The sequence below is a fragment of the Actinomadura sp. ATCC 39365 genome (assembly GCF_054392275.1).
On record NZ_CP184335.1, the window covers coordinates 3927850 to 3948198 of the forward strand.

The 20349-nt window shown below is 72.3% G+C and carries 23 protein-coding genes; 10 read left to right on the forward strand and 13 right to left on the reverse strand.

Translation table 11 applies throughout. From position 1 onward, the window contains the following. Nucleotides 1-25 precede the first annotated feature (25 nt). Nucleotides 26-358 carry an ArsR/SmtB family transcription factor gene (locus tag ACNF49_RS19505; protein WP_482944589.1) on the forward strand — a complete coding sequence of 111 codons (333 nt, stop codon included), beginning with the start codon at nucleotides 26-28 and terminating at the stop codon, nucleotides 356-358. A gap of 46 nt (nucleotides 359-404) precedes the next feature. On the opposite strand, the gene ACNF49_RS19510 is transcribed toward ACNF49_RS19505, so the two are convergent. Then, entirely contained in the window at nucleotides 405-1127 is a 723-nt protein-coding gene (locus tag ACNF49_RS19510) for an anti-sigma factor family protein (RefSeq protein WP_482944590.1), read from the reverse strand. Further along, nucleotides 1124-1720 carry a sigma-70 family RNA polymerase sigma factor gene (locus ACNF49_RS19515; RefSeq protein ID WP_482945548.1) on the reverse strand — a complete coding sequence of 199 codons (597 nt, stop codon included), beginning with the start codon at nucleotides 1718-1720 and terminating at the stop codon, nucleotides 1124-1126. The genes ACNF49_RS19510 and ACNF49_RS19515 overlap by 4 nt, the downstream gene beginning before the upstream one ends. A 235-nt stretch (nucleotides 1721-1955) precedes the next feature. Between ACNF49_RS19515 and ACNF49_RS19520 the strand changes: the two genes are divergently transcribed. From ACNF49_RS19520 to ACNF49_RS19530, 3 genes are all read left to right on the forward strand, one after another. Further along, nucleotides 1956-2642, forward strand: a complete 687-nt coding sequence (locus ACNF49_RS19520; RefSeq protein WP_482944591.1) for a ribosome small subunit-dependent GTPase A — start codon at nucleotides 1956-1958, stop codon at nucleotides 2640-2642. After that, nucleotides 2579-3052, forward strand: coding sequence for a ribosome small subunit-dependent GTPase A (gene rsgA, locus ACNF49_RS19525; RefSeq protein WP_482944592.1), 474 nt, complete (start codon nucleotides 2579-2581; stop codon nucleotides 3050-3052). Before ACNF49_RS19520 ends, rsgA begins: the two co-directional genes overlap by 64 nt. A 165-nt stretch (nucleotides 3053-3217) precedes the next feature. Beyond that, complete coding sequence (locus ACNF49_RS19530) at nucleotides 3218-3844, forward strand: phosphoribosyltransferase (RefSeq protein ID WP_482944593.1); 627 nt, start codon at nucleotides 3218-3220, stop codon at nucleotides 3842-3844. Nucleotides 3845-3876: 32 nt separating this feature from the next. Here the strand turns inward: ACNF49_RS19530 and ACNF49_RS19535 are convergent, their stop codons facing one another. Then, nucleotides 3877-4248, reverse strand: a complete 372-nt coding sequence (locus tag ACNF49_RS19535) for an ATP-binding protein (RefSeq protein ID WP_357964858.1) — start codon at nucleotides 4246-4248, stop codon at nucleotides 3877-3879. Between the two features lie 231 nt (nucleotides 4249-4479). On the opposite strand from ACNF49_RS19535, the gene ACNF49_RS19540 reads away from it, so the two are divergent. Both ACNF49_RS19540 and ACNF49_RS19545 read left to right on the forward strand, forming a co-directional pair. Next, entirely contained in the window at nucleotides 4480-5361 is an 882-nt protein-coding gene (locus tag ACNF49_RS19540) for a Sco1979 family transcriptional regulator (protein WP_482944595.1), read from the forward strand. 133 nt (nucleotides 5362-5494) lie between these two features. Beyond that, complete coding sequence (locus tag ACNF49_RS19545) at nucleotides 5495-5728, forward strand: DUF397 domain-containing protein (protein ID WP_352327185.1); 234 nt, start codon at nucleotides 5495-5497, stop codon at nucleotides 5726-5728. On the opposite strand, the gene ACNF49_RS19550 is transcribed toward ACNF49_RS19545, so the two are convergent. Then, the gene (locus ACNF49_RS19550; RefSeq protein ID WP_482944596.1) at nucleotides 5729-6361 is read right to left on the reverse strand and encodes a maleylpyruvate isomerase N-terminal domain-containing protein; all 633 of its coding nucleotides are present in this window, start codon (nucleotides 6359-6361) and stop codon (nucleotides 5729-5731) included. Nucleotides 6362-6444: 83 nt separating this feature from the next. Between ACNF49_RS19550 and ACNF49_RS19555 the strand changes: the two genes are divergently transcribed. Next, a complete protein-coding gene (locus ACNF49_RS19555) occupies nucleotides 6445-7074 on the forward strand; it encodes a TetR/AcrR family transcriptional regulator (RefSeq protein WP_482944597.1) in 630 nt (209 codons plus the stop codon). A gap of 35 nt (nucleotides 7075-7109) precedes the next feature. On the opposite strand, the gene ACNF49_RS19560 is transcribed toward ACNF49_RS19555, so the two are convergent. The 6 genes from ACNF49_RS19560 to ACNF49_RS19585 all read right to left on the reverse strand — a co-directional run bounded on the left by ACNF49_RS19560 (nucleotide 7110) and on the right by ACNF49_RS19585 (nucleotide 12916). Further along, entirely contained in the window at nucleotides 7110-7907 is a 798-nt protein-coding gene (locus ACNF49_RS19560) for an alpha/beta fold hydrolase (protein WP_482944598.1), read from the reverse strand. Nucleotides 7908-7974: 67 nt separating this feature from the next. Beyond that, entirely contained in the window at nucleotides 7975-9195 is a 1221-nt protein-coding gene (locus ACNF49_RS19565) for an esterase-like activity of phytase family protein (RefSeq protein WP_482944599.1), read from the reverse strand. 340 nt (nucleotides 9196-9535) lie between these two features. After that, nucleotides 9536-9847, reverse strand: a complete 312-nt coding sequence (locus ACNF49_RS19570; RefSeq protein WP_125634885.1) for a WhiB family transcriptional regulator — start codon at nucleotides 9845-9847, stop codon at nucleotides 9536-9538. Between the two features lie 96 nt (nucleotides 9848-9943). Then, nucleotides 9944-10816: a sucrase ferredoxin gene (locus ACNF49_RS19575; protein WP_482944600.1), complete on the reverse strand. Its 873-nt coding sequence runs from the start codon at nucleotides 10814-10816 to the stop codon at nucleotides 9944-9946. A gap of 110 nt (nucleotides 10817-10926) precedes the next feature. Further along, nucleotides 10927-12414 carry a glycerol-3-phosphate dehydrogenase/oxidase gene (locus tag ACNF49_RS19580; protein WP_482944601.1) on the reverse strand — a complete coding sequence of 496 codons (1488 nt, stop codon included), beginning with the start codon at nucleotides 12412-12414 and terminating at the stop codon, nucleotides 10927-10929. Then, the gene (locus ACNF49_RS19585; protein ID WP_482944602.1) at nucleotides 12407-12916 is read right to left on the reverse strand and encodes a TetR/AcrR family transcriptional regulator; all 510 of its coding nucleotides are present in this window, start codon (nucleotides 12914-12916) and stop codon (nucleotides 12407-12409) included. Before ACNF49_RS19585 ends, ACNF49_RS19580 begins: the two co-directional genes overlap by 8 nt. 31 nt (nucleotides 12917-12947) lie before the next feature. Here ACNF49_RS19585 and ACNF49_RS19590 point away from each other — a divergent pair, with 31 nt between their 5' ends. Continuing rightward, a complete protein-coding gene (locus ACNF49_RS19590; protein ID WP_357965853.1) occupies nucleotides 12948-14522 on the forward strand; it encodes an FAD-binding oxidoreductase in 1575 nt (524 codons plus the stop codon). Here the strand turns inward: ACNF49_RS19590 and ACNF49_RS19595 are convergent. Beyond that, on the reverse strand, nucleotides 14501-14911 hold the full coding sequence (locus ACNF49_RS19595) for a hypothetical protein (RefSeq protein ID WP_357964838.1): 411 nt from the start codon (nucleotides 14909-14911) through the stop codon (nucleotides 14501-14503). The genes ACNF49_RS19590 and ACNF49_RS19595 overlap by 22 nt on opposite strands. A 306-nt stretch (nucleotides 14912-15217) precedes the next feature. Here ACNF49_RS19595 and ACNF49_RS19600 point away from each other — a divergent pair, with 306 nt between their 5' ends. Together ACNF49_RS19600 and ACNF49_RS19605 are read left to right on the forward strand one after the other, a co-directional pair. Next, nucleotides 15218-16528 (forward strand): metallophosphoesterase family protein, encoded by a 1311-nt coding sequence (locus ACNF49_RS19600; RefSeq protein WP_482944603.1) that lies wholly within the window; start codon nucleotides 15218-15220, stop codon nucleotides 16526-16528. Between the two features lie 15 nt (nucleotides 16529-16543). Then, a complete protein-coding gene (locus ACNF49_RS19605) occupies nucleotides 16544-18118 on the forward strand; it encodes a bifunctional 3'-5' exonuclease/DNA polymerase (RefSeq protein WP_482944604.1) in 1575 nt (524 codons plus the stop codon). A gap of 50 nt (nucleotides 18119-18168) precedes the next feature. Here the strand turns inward: ACNF49_RS19605 and ACNF49_RS19610 are convergent, their stop codons facing one another. Both ACNF49_RS19610 and ACNF49_RS19615 read right to left on the reverse strand, forming a co-directional pair. Beyond that, nucleotides 18169-19443, reverse strand: a complete 1275-nt coding sequence (locus ACNF49_RS19610; RefSeq protein WP_357964835.1) for an MFS transporter — start codon at nucleotides 19441-19443, stop codon at nucleotides 18169-18171. 76 nt (nucleotides 19444-19519) lie between these two features. Then, nucleotides 19520-20341 carry an MOSC domain-containing protein gene (locus ACNF49_RS19615; protein WP_482944605.1) on the reverse strand — a complete coding sequence of 274 codons (822 nt, stop codon included), beginning with the start codon at nucleotides 20339-20341 and terminating at the stop codon, nucleotides 19520-19522. Nucleotides 20342-20349 lie beyond the last annotated feature (8 nt).

Below are 20349 nucleotides of genomic sequence, written 5' to 3' on the forward strand. Positions count from 1 at the left end.
TCGATGAATGTCGTACCATGGACCCATGGACGCCGACCGCACCCCGGACCACCCCGACCTGCGCGAAGTCACCCTGCAGCGGGTTCTCGAAGCCTTCGTCGACCCGGTCCGGCGCACCATCGTCACCCAGCTCGACGCCGCCGCCGGCGACATCAGCTGCGGCGGGTTCGACATCTCGGTGAGCAAGTCCACCGCCACCCACCACTTCCGGGTGCTGCGCGAGGCCGGCCTCATCCGGCAGCACTACGCCGGCACCTCCCGCCTGAACACCCTGCGCAGGGCCGAGTTCGACCAGGCGTTCCCCGGCCTGCTCGACGCCGTCGTCACCGCCGACCGCGCGTCCCGCCGAACGCGGTGAGGCCCTCCCGCCGGCGGCGGAAGGGCCTCGCGCGGGGTCCGCGACCTCAGGTCCTGACGGTGAGCAGGGTCGTGCCCGTCCTGGTGACCACCTCGAAGCGGTCGATCTCCGCCAGCGGCGTCGCGCTGCCGCCGTGCATGTAGAGCGGGGCCGGCGAGCCCGGCACGCCGTAACCCGGCGCCGGCACCGACCACCCGGTCATCACCCGCCGCTCGCCCGACTTGCCCACCGACACCAGCTCGCACTCCAGCGGCCCCTTCACCCCCGACAGCTTGAGCGCCGCGTGCGTGCCCCAGCCCTTCGACTCCACCACCAGCCCGCCCGACACCCCGCCGACGCCCTTGCCCGCGATCGGCGTGCCGTCGGCGTAGAACTGCTCGGCCGGGCCCATGTGGTCGGCGCGTCCCGCCATCGCCTGCGGCGGGTCGCCGCCGCCGGTGAGCTGCGTGCCGACGGTCAGCCCGCCGGTCGCCAGCGCGACCGCCGCCGCCATCCCGAGCAGGAACGTCCCTCTGCGGGCCCGCCGGTCGGCCGCCTTCTTGCGGCGGAGCAGGTCGACCACACCGGCCTGCCCCTCACGGGGAGGAGGGCCGGCGTCCTCCAGCGGGCCGATGCCGTGCAGCACGCTGGCGACCCCCGCGAGGTCCGACAGCTCGAAGCGGCAGGAGGGGCAGGTGCGCAGGTGGGACTCGAAGGCCAGCCGGTCGTCCTCCTCCAGCAGGCCGAGGGCGTAGGCGCCCACGTCGGTGTGCTCGACTCCCGCGGTCACGCCGTCACCCCCCGCTCCTCCAGAGCGACCCGCAGCGCGCGGACCGCGTAGTAGATCCGCGACTTCACGGTGCCCACCGGGATGCCGAGCGCCGCGGCGGCGTCGTTGACCGACCGGTCCCGCAGGATCGTCTCGTTCAGGATCTCGCGATGCGCCGGTGACAACGCCTTCAGCGCCTCCGACACGACCACCTGGCGCAGCAACCCCTCCAGCTCGTCCGGCACCGGCACGGTGTCCAGCGCCCCGTCGCCCGATTCCGGTGGGCGCGCCTCCCTGCGCCGCCGGTCGTCGATCACGATGCGCCTGGCCACCGTGGCGAGCCAGGGCATGAGCGAGACCGAGTCGGGGTCCAGCCGCTCGGCGCTGCGCCAGGCCCGGATCATCGTCTCCTGCACCACGTCTTCCGCCCATTGCCGGTCGCCCGCCGTCAGCCGTACCACGAAGGCCAGCAACGGCCGGTGGTACTCCCGGTAGAGCGCGGACACGACCACCTCGTCGTCCGGTCGCACCCGCCGGATCAGGTGGCGTAGGCGCGGCCTGCCCACCGGGGCCGTCCCCTCGGCCGAGGGCGGGGGATACGTGCTGATCCGCATCATTCCCCTTTCTCGCGTCCGTCGGGAGGGAGTACGCTCGGCCGCCCTGGCGGGGTTCAACGGATCGCCGAACATAATCCGATTGCATCTGCCGGGACAGGGTGGTTAGAGTCGCATTTGCAACCGATCGAGGAGGTGAGGGCTATGCGGGTCGTTCTGTTCCGCCTGTCGTCCGTCTACCTCCGGGCCCTCGCCTGAGCTGCCCGTTTCCTTCTCGATCAAAGGTTTCACCGTCTTGTCTTACGATCTTTCCCTGCTCGGCTGGACCGATCTGCGCGCCACCGAGCTTCCTGCTGACACCGTCCCGGCGCGGGTGGCCCGCGTCGACCGCGGCGCCGCCGAGGTGATCGCCGCCGACGGCCAGCACCACGTCCGCTACGGCGCCCGCGTACGCCGTTCCTCCGCCGACGACCCGGTGGCCCTGCCGTGCGTCGGCGACTGGGTCGCACTCAGATGGCTGCCCGAAGGCCGGTACGAGCTCGACCAGGTGCTCTCCAGGACCACCGCGTTCATCCGGGGCGGCGTGAGCCGCCACTCGACCGGCGGCCTGTCCGGCGACGGCCAGGGCCAGGTGCTCGCGGCCAACGTCGACGTCGTCTTCGTGGCCGAGCCGTCCATGCACTCGACCGACTTCGCCGACCTCGGCCGCATCGAGCGCCTGGTGGCCCTGGCCTGGGAGTCCGGCGGCACGCCCGTCGTGCTGGTGACCAAGTCCGACCTGTTCGAGGCGGGCCTCGAAGAGCTGATGGCCGACGTGCGCGCCGCCGCGCCGGGCGTCGACGTGCACGCCGTCTCCTCGCTGCTGGGGAGGGGGTCTCGCTGGCCGCGAGCTACCTGCACGGCTCTCGTACGGCGGTCGTGCTCGGGCCTTCCGGCGCGGGCAAGTCCACCCTGGTCAACGCGCTGGCCGAGGCGGGCGTGATGGACACCCAGCAGGTACGCGCGGCCGACGGGCGCGGGCGGCACACGACCGTCCACCGGGAGCTGATCCCGCTGCCCGGCGGCGGCCTGATCATCGACACCCCCGGCATCCGCCGGATCGGCCTCTACGACATCGGCGAGGGCGTCGACCTCGTCTTCGCCGACATCGAGCAGCTGGCCGAGCGGTGCCGCTTCGCCGACTGCGGGCACGTGAGCGAGCCGGGATGCGCCGTCCTGGACGCCATGGAGAACGGCGAGCTGCCCGAACGCCGGCTGCAGAGCTGGCGCAAGCTGCAACGCGAGGCCGCCTGGATGGCGTCCCGCACGGATGCGCGGCTGCGCAAGGAGCAGCAGAACAAGTGGAAGATCATCCACAAGGAGATGCGCCGCACCAGCCGCAACCGCCCCTGACCGTCGCCGACCGTCCTGCCGGTCCCTGACCGCCCGGCCTCGCCGGGCCCCGGCCGCGTCCGGCGGGCCCGGACCCTGTTCGGCGGGACCGGGCTTCTCTTCCCTTCCTCCTGCCTGGTGCAGGAGGGAGGCGAGTAGAGGGGGTTGTGCGGGTATGCACAGGTCATGCAGGTGTTCGCGGATCGGGCCGCGGCCGGGGCGTTGCTGGCCGAGCGGCTGCCGGAGGTGCGCGACCCCGTCGTGCTGGCGTTGCCGCGTGGCGGGGTCGCCGTCGCCGTGCCGGTCGTCCGCCGGCTCGGCGGCGAGCTGGACGTGCTCGTCACCCGGAAGATCGGCTACCCGCCCGCTCCCGAGCTGGGCGTGGGGGCGATCGCCGAGGGCGGCGAGCCGGTGTTCGACCTGACGATGCTCGACCGGCTGGGCCTGACGCCCGAGGACGTGGCCGACGTGGTCGAGCGGGAGCGGCACGAGCTGGCCAGGCGGGTGCGGGCCTACCGGGGTGACCGGCCGCTGCCGCCGCTGGCCGGACGTGAGGTGATCGTCGTGGACGACGGCCTGGCCACGGGCGTGACGGCGCGGGCGGCCCTGCGCGCGGTGGCCGCGGCCGGCCCCGCGAGGGTGACGCTGGCCGTGCCGGTCGGCGCCGAGGAGACCGTCGAGATGATGCGTGCGGAGGCCGACGAGGTGGTGGTGCTGCTGACCCCGATCGACTTCAGGGCGGTCGGCCAGTGGTACGAACACTTCGACCAGCTCACCGACGACGACGTGCTGGACCTCCTGGAGCGGAGGTGACCTTCACCGGACGGCGCCGCTCGTACCGGTGTCTATGCGGACAGGACCGCCCAGACCAGCTTCCGGGAGCCGCCGGGGGCGAACCAGCCCCACGCGTTGCAGAGCGCGTCGACCAGCCGCAGCCCGCGCCCGAACTCGGCGAACACGTCGGCCGGCGCCGCCACCGGGACGGTCTCGCTGTGATCGGTCACCACGCAGGCCAGCTCGGGCCGGCGGAAGAGCAGTCGGAGCTGTACGGCTCCGCCGCCGTGCCGCATCGCGTTCGTGACCAGCTCCGAGACCACCAGTTGCACGTCGTAGGCCAGGTCGGCGGCGGCCCACGAGGTGAGCGTCTGGTCGACGAACCGCCGGGCCGTCGCCACGCACGCCGGCTCGAACGCGGTGCGTTCGTGGAACGGGAACACCGCGTCGCACTCTCCGGCGCGCCCATCCACCAGAATGGTGGCGAGCCACCCTGGTGGCCGGGAACCGATGGCGGCTTGCGGCCGAGCGTCGAAAGTCGTCATTCTGGCCCCCGAAGCGCGGTCTGGTGATCCAGTGCCCATCTTTACGGGGTGTGGGTAGTGATGCAAGACTTTTCGTGTTTTACCGATGCGAATACCATCTGCACGTGCAGATGATCTAGGAGCGGTCGAGTGAGCGCACAGAGCGCGGAGGGAAAGCTTCTCAGCTACACGCCGGGAAGCCCGACGGTGCTGCGGATCCTGCTGGGTACGCAACTGCGCAGGCTCCGTACCGAGAAGGGTATCTCCCGGGAGGATGCCGGGTACTCGATTCGGGCATCTCATGCGAAGATCAGCCGACTTGAGCTCGGCCAGGTCAGCTTCAAGCAGCGGGACGTCGCCGACCTGCTCACCCTCTATGGCGTCACCGCCCCGGAGGACCGCGAGCCGCTGCTCGCCCTGGCCCGGCAGGCCAACGCGCCGGGCTGGTGGCACAAGTACGGCGACCTGCTGCCCGGCTGGTTCGAGGTCTACATCGGGCTGGAGGGGGCCGCCTCGGCCATCCGCACGTTCGAGAACCAGTTCGTCCCCGGCCTGCTGCAGACGCCCGCCTACGCCAAGGCCGTGATCCGGCTCGGCAACGAGAAGGCGCTCGACCCCGAGCTCGACCGCCGCGTCACCCTGCGCACCACCCGGCAGAGGCGCCTGGAGAGCGGGCTCAAGCTGTGGGCCGTGATCGACGAGGCCGTCCTGCGGCGGGGGCTCGGCGGGGCCGACGTCATGCGCGAGCAGATCCGCCACCTGCTCGACGCCACGGAGGAGCGTAACGTCACCGTGCAGGTGATGCCGTTCGAGAGCGGCGGGCACGCGGCGGCCGGCGGCTCGTTCAGCATCCTGCGCTTCCCCGAGCGCGAGCTGCCCGACGTGGTCTACATGGAGCAGCTCACCAGCGCTCTCTATCTGGACAAGCCGGTCGACTCCGACCACTACATGGAGGTCATGGACCGGCTGAGCATCCAGGCCCTGGAGCCGAAGCAGACACGGCGCTTTCTGGAACAGCTCATTTCCGGATGAGCTGCTGAAACTCCTGTGATCCACTCCATAGTCGGATTTTTGGTCATCCGGTATATGGAGTCTGTCGTGCTGTCGTATGGTCAGCGCAAACGCGGATGCACGTGCATCCGTAAGATCGCTAGGAGCTTCCCCCATGCACGAGTTCCGGAACGGAACCCCCGCCGGTCACCTTCCCGTCGTGTGGCGCAAGAGCAGGCGAAGCAATCCCAACGGCAACTGCGTCGAGGTCGCGGGCCTGCCCACGGGTGAGATCGCCATGCGCAACTCCCGCTTCCCCGACGGCCCCGCGCTGGTGTACACGCAGGCCGAGATCAGCGCGTTCGTCCTGGGGGCCAAGGACGGGGAGTTCGACGACCTGATCGTCTGATCAGCGGGGTTCGTTGTACCAGCGCCACCGGGTCTGACGTGGCCGTCCGGGCAGCTCGCCGCGGCCGGTCGCCCACAGCAGCGTGGCCCAGGGGGCGGTGTCCACGGGGGCGTCGGGGAACAGGCGGGCCAGCACCCGCGAGCACAGGTCCACGGGCGGCTCCCAGGCCAGGCCCAGCCCCTCGGACACGTCGTGCAGATGCACGAGCGTTTCCACCAGGCCCATCGCGGCGGTCGCCGAGGCGTCCGCCATGCCGAAGATGTGATGACCGCGCGCCTGCGGCGGCGCGGTGCGGACCATGGCCGACAGCAGCGCGCCGGAGGCCTGGAGCACCTGCAGCAGCCCGGTGGGCCCGGCCGCGCGGTCGGCGTGGATGGTGTTGTTCGGGCCGCCGGGCCTGCGCCGCTCCAGCGCGAAGGGCACGTAGGTGTCCAGCGGCGGCACGTTGAGCCCCAGCTGGGCGGCGTAGGCGAACAGGTCGTCGGCGAGGTGCTCGACGGTCTCCCAGCAGGTCCACTCCAGTGAGCCCGCCTTCGCCTCCCACGCCTGCGGCGGCGCGGCCCGCAGCGTGTCGACGGCGAGGGCGACGGCCTCGTCGAGGTCGTCCGCGGTCACGAGTGCTGAGTCCGGCATGAAGGGCACCTTATCGCCGTCCGCTTCGTGTACCCGCGTGTAGGGTCGTCACGATCCGCACGTCCGGACGGGAGCCGTACCGCATGACCGAGCCCGAAGACCTCACCGCGCGCGCCCGCATCAGGGAGGCGGCGCTGCTGCACTTCGGCGAGCACGGCTTCGAGGGGGCCACGACCCGCGCCATCGCCGGGACCGCCGGGGTGTCCCCGGGGCTGCTGCGCCACCACTACGGCTCCAAGCAGGCGTTGCGCGAGGCGTGCGACGAACACCTGATCAGGGTCGTCCGGCGGATCGACGACGACGTCCGCGCCGGCGCCGTGCCCGCCGGGCGCAACCCCGTGGCCGCGGCGCTCGACGCGCTGGCGCCCTACCGGCTGTACGTGGCGCGGGCGCTGGCCGAGGGCTGGGCGGCGCCGCTGTTCGACGGCATCGCCGAGCTGAGCGAGCGGTGGCTGGAGGAGCTCGACGAGACCCGCACCGACGAGCCGTTCGCCGGGCGCAGGGCGCGCGCGACCGTGTCCACGGCCATGTCGCTGTCGGTCGGCGTGCTGCACAAGCACGTCTCCCGCGGCCTCGGCGTGGACGTGTTCAGCCCCGAAGGCGCCCACCTGCTCGCGCTCACCCTGCTCGACCTCTACTCCCACCCCCTGCTGACCCCGGAGGCGGCGGCGGAGCTGCGGGACGCACTCGGCAAGCACCCCGGAAGCGGATGACCCCGCTCAGACAGGCTCTTTCGTGGCGGACCCGCTCAGGACAGGAAGTCGGTCAGCGTCGGAAGCAGCGCCTCAGGCCGGCCGAGCACGCCGTGGTCCTCGCCCGGCAGGACCACGTGCCGGGCGCCCGGCACGGCGTCGGCGACGGCCCGCACGGCGTCCAGCATCCACTTCGGGGACTGGTCGCCGCCGATCGCCAGGGTGGGCACGGTGATGCGGGACAGCCGCTCGACCGGCAGTGACTGCCCCGGACCGCACACGGCGGCGTCGTAGGCGAGCGTGTGCGCCAGAGCGGTGAACCAGCCCCACACGGGCTCCGACCGCATGCCCGCCACGGCCTCCGCGGGCACGTCGGCGCCCTCGGTCAGGAACAGCGCCACGGCCTCGTCGCGGCGGTCCCCCTCGACGAGGGCGCGCAGGCGCTCGGCGAAGTCGCCGCCGGGCGCGGTGCGCGCGCCGTCCACGACGTACGGCGGCTCGTAGACGGCCAGGCGGGCGATCGGCAGCCCGTACGCCGCGGCCTCCAGCGCGAGGATGGCGCCGGAGGAGTGGCCGAAGACGCTCGCCGAGCCGCCCGCGTGCTCGATCAGCGCGGCGAGGTCCTCGATCTCCCGCTCCACGGCGTAGGCGGGCGCGTCGCCGCTGCCGCCCCGGCCGCGGCGGTCGTGGGCGATCGCGCGGAAGCCGGGGGCGAGCGCGGCGGCGAGGGCGGCGACGGTGGTGCGGTCGTTGAAGGCACCGCCCACCAGGATCACCGGGTGGCCCTCGCCGCTGCTCTCGAACGCGATGCGGGTGCCGTCGGCCGAGGTGACGGTCTGAACCGTGGACTGCATGTCGAACTCCTTCTGCGGGCTCCTGTCACGAGGAGGTCGGAGCCGTCCCACGCTTCTCTACATGCTTCTACCGGAAAATTCGCGGATCGGCCTGAAGGCCGCGCGAGAGCCGGACGGTGATGAACTCGTTGTCGTCGGGACGGCCCGGCGTACGGCCGTTGGAGAAGGGGAAGTTGTTGTCGTCCAGGAGGCCGAGGGTGCGGTCGTCGAGGACGACGACGTCCTCGATGGTCTGGAACGGGAACCTGAACGTGCCGGGCGTGCCGCCGATGCCGCGCGGGTCGGCCAGGTCGAGCAGGTCGGCCACCTGCGTCTTGTCCAGGGCGCCGTCGTGGTCCCTGTCGCGCGTGTCGGCCAGGTAGACGCGCTTGACCTTGGCCGCGTCGCCCTGGAGGTTGTCCCGCTCGATGATCAGGAAGCGGTTCGCGTCCACGGCGACGGCGTCACCGATGGAGTGCGCGGGGTCCTCCAGCCGGTACGTCCACGTGCGCCCGGTGTATGCGCGCTTGCGCAGGTCGAACTCGTTCATCCGCAGAGTGCCCGCGGGGTCGCCGTTCACCGTGCCTTCGAGCAGCGGGTAGAGCCGGCGGCCGTCCACCGACCTGGCCATGCCCTCGAAGCCCTTGGAGCTGGCCAGGTCGGGCTGGGCGCCGTTCAGCCACGGGTTCTCGGGGGCCTTGACGCCGGGCAGCTCGATCGGGGCGTCGAGCAGCCGGCCCTTGCGGTCGAAGTGCAGCAGGAACGGGCCGAACTCGTCGCCGATCCAGTACGTGCCGTCCGTCGCGCGCACGATCGACTCGACGTCGAAGTCGGAGCCCGTCAGCGTGCGGTCCTTGCGGGTCAGGGCGAACGGGACGAGCCCCCGCGGATCGGTCAGGTTGAAGCCGCCGAGCACCTCGACCCTCTTGGCGGCGAAGTCCGGCTTGACGCGGTGCACGCGCAGGAGGAAGTCGGCGCTGTTGGCCTTGTTGCCGAAGCCGTTGTCGGACAGCACGTCGAAGGTGCCGTCATGGCGGCGGGCGATGCCGCTGAAGCCCTGCACGGGCTGGCCGGGGAAGGGCGGGGTGACGCCGTTGACCGGCGCGGTGCCGAGGAGGGAGCCCGACGGCTCGCTGCCGGGCACGTAGGTCTGCGCGGGCAGCGCGGCGAAGCCGGTCAGCGTGGCCCGGCCGAACGTGGCGGGTCCGCGGTCCTCGGGCCGGGCGGGATCGGCCATGGCGGCGGTGGCCGGGGCGGCGAGGGCGAGCGCGACGGCCGCCGCGCACGTCAGGATGGTGATGCGTCTCATGGCGGGCACGCTAGAGGCGGCACATGACGGCATTCCGAACACGAGACGACCTACAGGGACGCTCATGGATGAATCGGACATCATTGCCAGTCAGTCCCGAGCCCGATGACCTGCGCACATGCCTGGACGAAAGGCGCGGACGATGGGAAACGCGACGGCCACCCCTGCCCTGGGTCGGGCGGGGGTGGCCGGGCGATGCTTTGTGCGGGATGACGATCTCGGGCCTGATCAGGCAGTTGCCCCGACCGGGTTCGCCAGAGCCTGGGCATGGAAGGCCAGGCTCCGGTTCATCGGGACAACTGAGTGATCACGCGATGATCGTTGATGCTGCCGAGGTGTGTCAGGCGGCGGAGATGCCGGCGCTGGCGGCGCGGCGCATGCGACGGCGACGCTCGCTGGCGCGCTCGTCCTCGTTGAGACCGCCCCACGTGCCGTACTTCTCCGGCCGGGACAGCGCGTAGTCTAGGCACTCGTTGCGGACAGGGCACCCGGCGCAGATCGCCTTGGCCTTCCGCTCACGTACGTCACGCTCGGGCTGCCGCTCCCCGTCGGGGCCGAAGAAGAGCACGAGATCCTCACCCCGGCACGCGGCATCATCCTGCCAACCCCAGCTGGGGCGCGGGCGGGCGAGCTGCCGACGTACCTGAGACATGAGAAAACCACCTTCGTGAGAGGTATTTCGGTAATTGAGCCGCATTGGACGCTTTTGGCGTCACTGTTCCAACGCAAGGACGGGCCGTGATGTTCCCTAGTCAGGCGAGGGCGGGCGTGGCGTACCGCACAGGCGTGAGCCTGTCCAGCGAAACCAGCCGGTAGGTGGTGATCGTCTCGGCGCAAGCCGTACCACACGGCGCTGTGAACGCCGATGGCTCAACCACAACCTGGAACCGGACGTCTCCGCAGCGCACGACTGCTTCGGTGACGTCGCCGTCCGACCTGGAGGATTCCACGGCCACTGCGCCGACGGAGCACTCTCCCGTATGGGCTCGGGCAAAATGCTCGACGGCTTGCAATGGCTCAGGGATGCCTGCGCGCCCCGGAGACGGTCGAGGATGACCTCGCCCGACCGGTACGCGTTAGCCGCTGCCAGTGCAGCAGCCTGAGACATGCTGCCGTAGAAAATTCCGTGTGGCAAGCACACGAGGTTGGCGGCGTAGCGATCGCCGCCAACGTGTGACGTTTCCCACACTCTGTCGGGCAAAGATTCGGCCAGCGACCGAGCGAGGGGTAGTCCAATGCGGGCGCAGCACGCATTGCGCTTGGCGTGCGTGCAGACCAGAAATACCGGCTCGTCATCAAGTATGCAGGACTCCGGGAGCACTCCGGCCACGAAGGCGTCCAGGTCAAGATCGTCCGGACCTGCGACGACACCGCTGGCCAACCAGGGGTGGTCGCCCGCCGCGTACGCCAATAGCACACGGATGCCCTGGTCCCGCTGGCGGGTTCGCTTGCCCGGACGCCTGATGAGCTGGGGCCTGATACCGCGTTCGAGCGCTCTGCGCACGAGTTCGGAGATTTCTTCAGGAAGTTGCAAGCTTTCCAGGTGGGACGGCCACGCGCCGGCGTACTCGACGAGCAGCCAGAGCCGGGCTCCCACGGTGGCGCTGGCCAGGGTGGGCATGGCTCCCGTGTGGCAGCCCGCCGGATGCTCGCATCCCCTCGCCAACGCCTCCCCCTTCCCGACGAATTAGGTAAGGATAACCTAACGCATTGGCGGGTTTGGGGCCGGGGTCAGGTGATCCCGAGCACGTCGCGTGTCGCGGGCAGCGCCCGGTCGCGGTCGGCGGCGACCAGGCCGATCCGGGTCCTGCGGTCCAGCAGGTCGGCCTCGTCGAGCGCGCCCTCGTGCCGGACCGACCAGAGCAGGTCGCCCTCGGTCAGGCCCAGCCCGACCTCCTCGGGGTGGGCCTTGACCAGCTCGTACGCCGCCGCGGCCTCGCTGCCGTACCGCTCGGCCAGCCGGGGCGGCACCCCGTCCGGCTGCGGGCCCGCGCCGACCAGTGGGATCTGCTTCGTCCGGCTCGGTCCGGCGCTGAGCTCTTTGAGGGAGACGGCCCGGTCGATGGCGTCCTCGGCCATTCGCCGGTATGTGGTGAGCTTGCCCCCGACGACCGTGACCACACCGCCGTCCGACAGGACCGCGTGCCGGCGGGAGAGGTCCGCCGTGCGGCCGTCCGCGGCCAGGAGCGGCCTCAGGCCCGCGTACGCGCCCGCGACCGCCTCAGGTGTCACCCGAGTCTCCAGAATGCCGTTCAGCACCTCCAGGAGCGCTGTGACGTCCTCCGCGGGCACCTCGGGGACGTCGGGCACCGGCCCGTCCACCGGTTCGTCGGTCAGCCCGACGTAGACGCGGCCGTCGCCCTGGGGGAGTACGAGCGCGAATCGGTTGCTCTCTCCGGGAATGGGCACGTGCATGCCGGCGATCAGCCCCGGCAGCGTCCCGGCGTCGAGCACGAGGTGGCTGCCCCGGGACGGCCGCAGCCGTACCGCCGGGTCGAGCTGCCCGGCCCACACGCCCGTCGCGTTGACCACCGCCCTGGCCCGGATGGTGAACCGCTCGCCGGTCAGCTCGTCGCGCACCTCGGCGCCCTCGTCCGTGAGCCGCAGGGCGCGGCAGCGGGTCAGGACGCGGGCGCCGTGCCCGGCGGCGGTCCTGGCCAGCGCCACGACCAGGCGGGCGTCGTCGAGCAGCCGGCCGTCCCACGACAGCAGGCCGCCGCGCAGGCCGTCGCGCGCCAGCACCGGCGCGAGCGTGTGGGCGCGCGCCGCGCCGAGCCGCGTGGGGCCGGGCAGCAGGCGGCGCGGCGTGCGCGCGGCGGTCCGCAGCCCGTCGCCGAGCCGGTAGCCGGTCATCACCAGGGCGGCCTGCCGCGGGGAGACCGCCGGCGTCAGCGGCAGCAGGTACGGATGGGCCTTGACCAGGTGCGGAGCCGTCGTCCTGAGCAGGATGCCGCGCTCGACCGCGCTCTCGTAGGCCACGTCCACCTGGCCCTTGGCCAGGTAGCGCAGCCCGCCGTGGACCATCTTGGAGCTCCACCTCGACGTGCCGAAAGCCAGGTCGTGCGCGTCGACCGCCGCTACGCTCAGCCCGCGGGAGGCGGCGTCGAGGGCCGCGCCGGCTCCCGTCGCGCCGAGCCCCACCACCAGCACGTCCAGCCGCTCGGCGGCGACCACGCCCAGTTCGTACGACCTTCTGCGGGCGTTCAGCGAGCTATCCAAGGTAGGCCTCCAGCAGGGCGGTGAGTTCGGCGTCCAGGTCGTCGAGCGTCACGGGGTCGAGCATCGTGGGGGCCGACAGCAGGAACGACTGGGCGACCAGCAGCACGGCCCGCGCCCTGGCCGGCCCGCCGACCGCCGGCTCCAGCAGGGCCAGCACCGCCTCGTGGCTCGCCCCCCGCCGGTCCAGCAGGTACGGCAGCAGCAGCTCCGGGTCCGCCTCCACGATCTTCCGCCACAGCGGGTGCCCGCGCAGCCCGCGTACGCCCGCCACGATCGCGGGCACCGGGGCGGACAGGTCGAGCCCCGACACGACCGCGACCCACTCCCGCGTCATCAGGTCGGCGACCAGCGAGCGCACGTCCGGCCAGCGGCGGTAGATCGTCATCCGCGACACGCCCGCCCGCTTGGCCACGTCCGTGAGCGTGGTCCTGCGCACGCCGTAGGCCAGCACGCACGCGCGGGCCGCGTCCAGCACACCCTCATTGTGACGATTCGACGTCATGTGTCACAGTGTATGCGTGACCGGTGAACCCATGCTGTGGAGTGGCTGGGGCGACCCCGCCAAGGCCCGCGAGCTGCCCGAACAGATCCGCAAGCTGCTGCACGACCTGCTCGGCGTGCGCGCGCCCGAGACCCCGGCCGCCGCCATCGAGGAGGTCCGGCTGCCCCCGGTCGCGCTGCCCGAGCCGGTGCTGGCCGCGCTCGCGGCCGTCACCGGGCCCGCGCACGTGCTGACCTCCCACGAGGCCAGGCTGCGGCACACGCGCGGCAAGTCCACGCCCGACCTGCTGCGGATGCGCGCGGGAGACGGCTCCGACGCCCCCGACGCGGTCGTGCTGCCCGGCTCGCACGACGAGGTGGAAGAGCTGCTGCGGCTGTGTGCGGCCGAGCGGGTCGCGGTCGTGCCCTTCGGCGGCGGCACCTCCGTCGTCGGCGGGCTCGTGGCCGCGCGGGCCGGCTTCACCGGCGTGATCGCGCTCGACCTGGGCAGGCTCGACCGGCTCCGCTCGGTCGACGCCGAGTCGATGGTGGCCGACTTCGAGCCCGGCGTGCGCGCCCCCGAGGCCGAGCGGCTGCTCGCCGAGCACGGCCTCACGCTGGGGCACTTCCCCCAGTCCTTCGAGTACGCCACGCTCGGCGGCTTCGCCGCGGCCCGCTCCAGCGGCCAGGCCTCGGCCGGGTACGGGCGCTTCGACGACATGGTCGTCGGCCTCACCCTGGCGACGCCGTCCGGGACGCTGGAGCTCGGCCGCGCGCCCAAGTCCGCGGCCGGGCCCGACCTGCGCCAGCTCGTCCTCGGCTCGGAGGGGGCGTTCGGCGTCATCACGTCGCTGCGGCTGCGGGTGCGCAGAAGGCCGGCCGAGCGGCGCTACGAGGGCTGGCGGTTCGAGTCGTTCCGAGCGGGGACGGCCGCCGTGCGGGCACTCGCCCAGGAAGGCCCGCTTCCCACCGTGCTGCGGCTCTCCGACGAGACCGAGACCATGATCGGCCTGGCCCGGCCGGACGCGATCGGCGGCGGCGGCTCCGGCTGCCTGGTGATCCTCGGCGTCGAGGGCGACTGGATCGGCCACCGGCACGCCGCGGCCGCCGCGGTGCTGGCCCGGCACGGCGGCGAGCCGCTGGGGCCCGAGCCCGGCCAGGCGTGGGAGCACGGCCGCTTCTCCGCGCCGTACCTGCGTGACTCGCTGCTCGGCGCGGGCGCCACCGTGGAGACCCTGGAGACGGCCGGCTTCTGGTCGAACCTGCCGCGTCTGTACGACGCGGTCCGGCTGGCCCTGCTCGGGGCGCTCGGCTCGCCGCTGGTCATGTGCCACGTCTCCCACGTGTACGAGACCGGCGCCTCGCTGTACTTCACCGTCGTGACCCCGCAGCAGGGCGACCCGGTCGAGCAGTGGGAGCGGGCCAAGGAGGCGGTGAACGCGGCCATCGTCGAGGCCGGCGGGACGATCTCGCACCACCACGGGGTGGGCCGCGACCACCGGGACGCCTACGGCGCGGAGCTGGGCCCGCTGGGCGTGGGCGTGCTCCAGGCCGTCAAGGACCGGCTGGACCCGGCCGGGATACTCAACCCGGGGGTGCTCGTCCCTCAGTCGCCGCCGGGGATCTGATCGGCCTCCGCCAGCGTCTCGGCGGCGTCGCTGTAGCGGTGGAGTGCCTCGTACGCCTCGGCCAGCCGGTAGAGGGAGACCGCGAGGTGGCCGCCGTCCAGCCCGCGGCTGAGCGCCACCGCCTCCTGCGCCATGGGCAGCGCCTCGGTGGCGCGGGAACGGTCGAGCAGCAGCCTGGCCGTCGTGCGCAGGCAGTGGGCCAGCAGGCCGGTGTACTCGGCGGGGGAGCGGGCGGCCAGCGCCCGGCTCTGGGCGACGGCCTCGCGCGCCCGGTCGACGCCCCGGCCGCCCCGCCGGGGGAGGGTGAGCGCGTAGGCGAGTAACGCCTGCACGGCCGCCGCGTCGGGGCTGCCCATCCGGGTCGCGTCGTCCGGGCCGTTCCGGTTCATGGGAGCCCACCTCCGCGTCCCAAGGGCTTGCTTGGGGACGTGAGGTTACACCATGCCGCACCATCTGTGTTTCCGGGAGTACGGAGAGTGGAGTGTGCGCGAATGGTGGATGCCGGTAAAGATGTGGTCATGGTGGAAGTCGCGGCCGAGCGCGGGAAGCAGCATTCCTCACGGGTGTCGAAGGCGGGGGCCGGCTGGGCCTGTGCGGAACCGGGGACGTTTGCCCAGCTCAGACCGGACAAGGGCGGATTCACCTGGCTGAATTTACGCACACTCTGGTTGTCCAGGAACGAGATCCTGGCGAGCTTGTTCGGTGATCCTTCGGGGGAGGTGCGGAAACGGTGGATCGCGGCACAGGAAGCCCGCGGGATAGATCCGGAATTTCGCATCAAGCCCGGCGTCGGGGGAAATTTCAATTTCCTGATTCTGGGCGACACCGGCGAGGGCGACGCCTCCCAGTACGCCGTCGTCCCCGGGATGCTCAGGCTCGGGCAGGACACCTCGTTCGCGGTCATCGCCAGCGACGTCATCTACCCGACGGGGTCGGGCAACGAGTACGGGGACAAGTTCTTCCGCCCGTACAAGGACTACGAGGCGCCGATCTACGCGATCCCCGGCAACCACGACTGGTACGACGGGCTCGGCGGCTTCATGCGGGTCTTCTGCGACGCCCCGCCGCTCAAGCCGAAGCCGGACCGCGGGCTGCGCGGGCTGCTGTGGCGCAAGCCGGAGACGATCGACGAGGGCAGGCTGGCAGAGGCGCGCAAGCTCCGGGGGCGGCCGGCCCAGCAGGCCGCGCAGCCGGCGCCGTACTGGGTGATCGAGAGCGACAGCCTGCTGGTCGTGGGCGTGGACACCGGCATCAAGAACGTGCTGGACAAGGCGCAGACGGCCTGGTTGCGCCGTGTCTCGCTGGACCCGCGGCCGAAGATCCTGGTGACCGGGAAGCCCATCTACACCGGCAACGTCCACAAGCCGTCACCGCTGGAGGAAGGCGGCACGATCGATGACATCGTGCGCGACCCGGCCCACCGGTACGTCGCGGCCATCGGCGGGGACGTGCACAACTACCAGCGCTATCCGGTCAAGGTGGGCGACCGGGTGATCCAGTACATCGTGACCGGCGGCGGCGGCGCCTTCATGCACGCCACCCACATCATCGGCAGGGTGGACGTCGCCGGCGTGGCCGAGGACGAGTTCAAGTGCTACCCGCTGCGCGGCGACTCGCTGTCCTTCTACAGCCAGCTCTACGCCCGCCGGCTGCGGATGAAGTGGCTCTGCCTCACCCCCGACGAGGCGGTGTGCATCATGTCCAGCCAGATCGGCAACCGGCCGGCCCGGCCGGTCGAGGGCGCGGTCACGGTCACCCGGCGGATGCGCTGGGCGGCGCGGCTGCTCGGGGCCTGGCCGTGGCCGTTCAGGCTGCCCGTGGACAAGGTGTTCCACCGCTTCCTGTCGGAGCTGTCCGACTGGGACCAGCCGCCGTTCTTCAAGCAGTTCCTGCACGTGTCGGTCACGCCCGACCGGCTGACCCTGCGCTGTTTCGCCGCCACCGGCTGCCTGGAGCAGGAGCTCCGGCCGCCGCTGGAGGACGAGGTGCACATCGATTTGTCGTAGCTGTTTGGCACCCTTATGTGCGTGTATGTCGTGGTTGCGGGGGAGACGGTACTTCCCGTCGGTGGAACGGCCCGGCGCGCGGCCGGCCCGGCGTCCGCGGTGCGGGAGCTGGAGTCCGGGGGCGGGCCGCGGTGGGTCTGGGCCGACACGCGGGAGACGTACCCGCCGCTGCTGGAGCAGGGCGTGCGGGTCGCGCGCTGCCACGACCTCGCGCTCACCGAGGGGCTGCTGCTCGCCCACGAGGGCCGCTACGGCGAGCCGCGCTCGGCGCGGGCCGCCCACGCCCGGCTGCACGGCCTGCCGGTGCCCGACGACCAGCCGAGCGTGCCCGGCACGCTGTTCGCGCCCGAGCCGCTGCCCGCCGAGGCGGTGGCCGAGGTGCTGGCCGACCAGCTCCGCCGGATCGAGGAGCTGCCCGAGCCCGGCCGCTTCCGGCTGCTGGTCGCCGCCGAGTCCGCGGGCGCGCTGGTCGCCGCCGAGATGTCGCACGAGGGCATGCCCTGGCGCCGGGACGTGCACGACGCGCTGCTCACCGACATGCTCGGCCCGCGGCCCGTGCACGGCATGCGCCCGGCCAAGCTCCAGGCGCTGGCCGACGAGGTGGCGGCGGCCTTCGGGCGCCCGGTCAACCCCGACTCGGTGCAGCAGCTCGTCAAGGCGTTCAAGGGGGCCGGGGTGGCGCTGAAGACGACCCGGTCGTGGGAGTTGAAGAAGATCGACCACCCCGCCGTCGCGCCGCTGCTGGCCTACAAGGAGCTGGCCCGGCTCTACAGCTTCCACGGCTGGGTGTGGGCCGACCAGTGGGTGCGCGGCGGGCGCTTCCGCCCCGAGTACGTCGTCGGCGGCGTGGTGTCCGGCCGGTGGGCGACCAGCGGCGGCGGGGCGCTGCAGATCCCCAAGGTGATGCGCCGGGTCGTGGTGGCCGACGAGGGGTGGACGCTGGTCGTCGCCGACGCGGCCCAGCTGGAGCCGAGGGTGCTGGCCGCGATGGCCGGCGACGGCGGGCTGGCCAGGGCGGCGGGGGAGATCGACCTGTACTCGGCGCTGGCCCAGTCGTTCGGCGGCGAGCGCGGGAACGCCAAGATCGCGATGCTGTCCGCCATGTACGGCGGCACCAGCGGCGACGCCTCCAAGCTGCTGGCCGTCATGCGCCAGCGCTTCCCCAAGGCGTACCAGTTCGTGGAGGACGCGGCCAAGGCCGGGGAGGAGGGGCGGCTGGTGCGGTCGTGGCTCGGGCGGACCAGCCCGCCGCCGTCCGGGCGGTGGAAGGAGCTGGTGTCCGGCCCGGAGGGCGGCCGGGCGGCCCGCGACCGGGGCAGGTTCACCAGGAACTTCGTGGTGCAGGGCACCGCGGCCGAATGGGCCCTGGCGTTGCTGGCGGTGCTGCGCGGGCTGCTGCCCGAGCCCGCCAGGCTGGTGTTCTTCCAGCACGACGAGGTCATGGTGCACTGCCCGCTGGAGCAGGCGGAGGAGGTCGCCGCGGCGGTGACGGCGGCGGCGGCCGAGGCGAGCAGGCTGCTGTTCGGCTCGACCCCGGTGCGCTTCCCGATGGAGACCGTCGCCGTGGGGTGCTACGGCGACGCCAAGTGACCGTTGGAAGACCGTCGCCGTGGGGTGCCACGGCGATGCCAAGTGAGCGTTCAGGCCGGTCGGGCGCGGTCGCGGTACCGGGCCGAGACCAGCCAGAGCCCGGCCAGGGTGACCATGACGCCGACGACCAGGCCGAGCACGCCGTAGGACAGGATGCCCACGATGGCGCCCGCGATGATCGTCCCGGTGGCGCCGCAGACGTTCATCAGCAGGTCGGACAGGCCCTGCACGGCGGGCCGGCGGTCGATCGGCACCGACTCGGTGACCAGCGCCGACCCGGCCACCAGCCCGCACGACCAGCCGAGCCCGAGCACGATGAGGGCCGTCGTCACCTGCCACACCCGGTGCCCCGCCGTGCCCGCCAGGACGGCCGCGGCCAGCAGCAGCGCCGAGCCGAGCACCAGCACCGGCACCTTGCCCGCCCGGTCGGCCAGCCAGCCCACGACCGGCGAGAACATGTACATGCCGGCGATGTGCAGGCTGATCACCAGGCCGATGACGTTGAGGTTCGAACCGTCGTGGTGGAGCTTGACGGGGGTCATCGACATGATCGAGACCATCGCGGTGTGGGCCACCGCGATCATGACGAGCGCGCGGCGGGCCATGGGGGTCTCGCGCAGCGTGCGCAGGCCCGTCCTGATCGTGCGGTGGCGGCCGGGGCCGGGCTCGGGGGCGCCGTCCAGCTCGCGGGCCAGCTTGAGCGGGTCCGGGCGCAGGCCGCCGATGATGATCACCAGCGCCACGGCGAACGCCAGCGCCGCGAACGCGAACGGCCCCGCCTTGGCCGCCAGCCCCGCCTCGATCCCCATCCGGTCGGCGGGCTCGGCCAGGTTGGGCCCGGCGACCGAGCCGACGGTCGAGGCCCACACCACCAGCGACAGGTGCCGGGCCGCGTGGCCCTTTGGTGACAGGTCGGTGGCCGAGTAGCGGGCCGCCAGGCTGCCCGCGCTGCCGCCGCCGACCAGCACCAGGCCGGCCAGCAGCAGCGGCCAGTTGCCCAGGCTGATCGCGGCCACCGAGATCGCGCAGCCCGCCAGCGCGGCCAGGTAGGTCAGCGACAGGCCGACCCGGCGGCCTCCCAGGCTCGACAGCCGCGCGGTCGGCAGCGCGAGCAGCGCCGCTCCGAGCACGGTCGCCGTTCCGGCGAACCCGCTGATCACGGTCGAGCCGGACAGCTCGTCCACGACCACCGAGCTGAGCGCCAGCCCGACGGCCACCCCCACACCGCCCACGATCTGCGCGGCGGACAGGACGACCAGGGTTCGACGCTGGACGCCGGCGAGGTCAGGCAGGGCAACGGGGGGTTTCGTGGGGGTGCTGGTCACCTGTGAAGTCTCGCATAGCCCCCGACATCCACCCAAAGAGGACAGGCATCCATTTCTATTGGGAAAGGTGCCTTTTTCAGAGGATGGTGACGGAATCCCCCACGGTGATCGTGCCGGGGGCGTCCGGGATCAGGTTGATGCCGAACCAGACCTTGCCGTCCCACTTGCGGTGGCGGGACAGCGTCCTGATGGGCTCCTTGCCCTTGGTGTACGTCGCGGTGTCGATCGTGGTCAGCACGCAGCGGTCGCAGCCCTTGGTCACCCGGAAGGTGACCGCGCCGATGCGCAGCCGCTTCCAGTCGTCCTCGGCGAACGGCCGCTCCACCCCGTCGATCACCACGCTGGGCCGGAAGCGGTGCATGGGCAGCGGTGCGGGGACCTCCTCGCCGCGCTCGGCCGCCGTCTCGGCGATCCAGTCGTTGAGCCGGCCGAGTGAGGCGGTCGTGGTCAGCAGCAGGGGGTAGCCGTCGGCCAGGCTCACCCGGTCGCCGGGCAGGCCGTACTCGGGGTTGACGGGACGGCGGGTCGGGTCGTCGAGCCAGGCCAGCCGCGCCGGGCGGCCGATCAGGTCCGACAACCAGCGCGCCGCGTCGTCGCCGCAGTCGGTGAGCTCGACCGGCGTGCGCCAGACGTCCACGGTGGTCATGACGGCGGGCATGGTGGGGGTGACCCGCAGCGGGGGCGCGTGCGGGCCGGTCAGCGTGAGGGTGTCGCCGTCGAGCTGCGCCACGCAGGCCAGCAGCATGGGGTGCTCGCGGGCGGTCAGCAGGCCGCCCTGGCCGTCGGTCACCAGGTAACGCCGGTCGCCGGCCAGCCCCCACGGCTGCACCTCGGCCTCATGGACGTCGTGCCCCGCGGTGGACTTGACGGGATAGAAGTGGATGCTCGCCAGTTCCATGGCCAGGA

Excerpts from the sequence above, each read along its gene's own strand:
- ACNF49_RS19505 (WP_482944589.1), top strand. The coding sequence starts at position 26 with ATGGACGCCGACCGCACCCCGGACCACCCCGACCTGCGCGAAGTCACC.
- ACNF49_RS19515 (WP_482945548.1), bottom strand. The coding sequence starts at position 1,720 with ATGCGGATCAGCACGTATCCCCCGCCCTCGGCCGAGGGGACGGCCCCG.
- ACNF49_RS19530 (WP_482944593.1), top strand. The coding sequence starts at position 3,218 with ATGCAGGTGTTCGCGGATCGGGCCGCGGCCGGGGCGTTGCTGGCCGAG.
- ACNF49_RS19545 (WP_352327185.1), top strand. The coding sequence starts at position 5,495 with ATGCACGAGTTCCGGAACGGAACCCCCGCCGGTCACCTTCCCGTCGTG.
- ACNF49_RS19550 (WP_482944596.1), bottom strand. The coding sequence starts at position 6,361 with ATGCCGGACTCAGCACTCGTGACCGCGGACGACCTCGACGAGGCCGTC.
- ACNF49_RS19555 (WP_482944597.1), top strand. The coding sequence starts at position 6,445 with ATGACCGAGCCCGAAGACCTCACCGCGCGCGCCCGCATCAGGGAGGCG.
- ACNF49_RS19560 (WP_482944598.1), bottom strand. The coding sequence starts at position 7,907 with ATGCAGTCCACGGTTCAGACCGTCACCTCGGCCGACGGCACCCGCATC.
- ACNF49_RS19565 (WP_482944599.1), bottom strand. The coding sequence starts at position 9,195 with ATGAGACGCATCACCATCCTGACGTGCGCGGCGGCCGTCGCGCTCGCC.
- ACNF49_RS19570 (WP_125634885.1), bottom strand. The coding sequence starts at position 9,847 with ATGTCTCAGGTACGTCGGCAGCTCGCCCGCCCGCGCCCCAGCTGGGGT.
- ACNF49_RS19575 (WP_482944600.1), bottom strand. The coding sequence starts at position 10,816 with ATGCCCACCCTGGCCAGCGCCACCGTGGGAGCCCGGCTCTGGCTGCTC.
- ACNF49_RS19585 (WP_482944602.1), bottom strand. The coding sequence starts at position 12,916 with ATGACGTCGAATCGTCACAATGAGGGTGTGCTGGACGCGGCCCGCGCG.
- ACNF49_RS19590 (WP_357965853.1), top strand. The coding sequence starts at position 12,948 with ATGCTGTGGAGTGGCTGGGGCGACCCCGCCAAGGCCCGCGAGCTGCCC.
- ACNF49_RS19595 (WP_357964838.1), bottom strand. The coding sequence starts at position 14,911 with ATGAACCGGAACGGCCCGGACGACGCGACCCGGATGGGCAGCCCCGAC.
- ACNF49_RS19605 (WP_482944604.1), top strand. The coding sequence starts at position 16,544 with ATGTGCGTGTATGTCGTGGTTGCGGGGGAGACGGTACTTCCCGTCGGT.
- ACNF49_RS19615 (WP_482944605.1), bottom strand. The coding sequence starts at position 20,341 with ATGGAACTGGCGAGCATCCACTTCTATCCCGTCAAGTCCACCGCGGGG.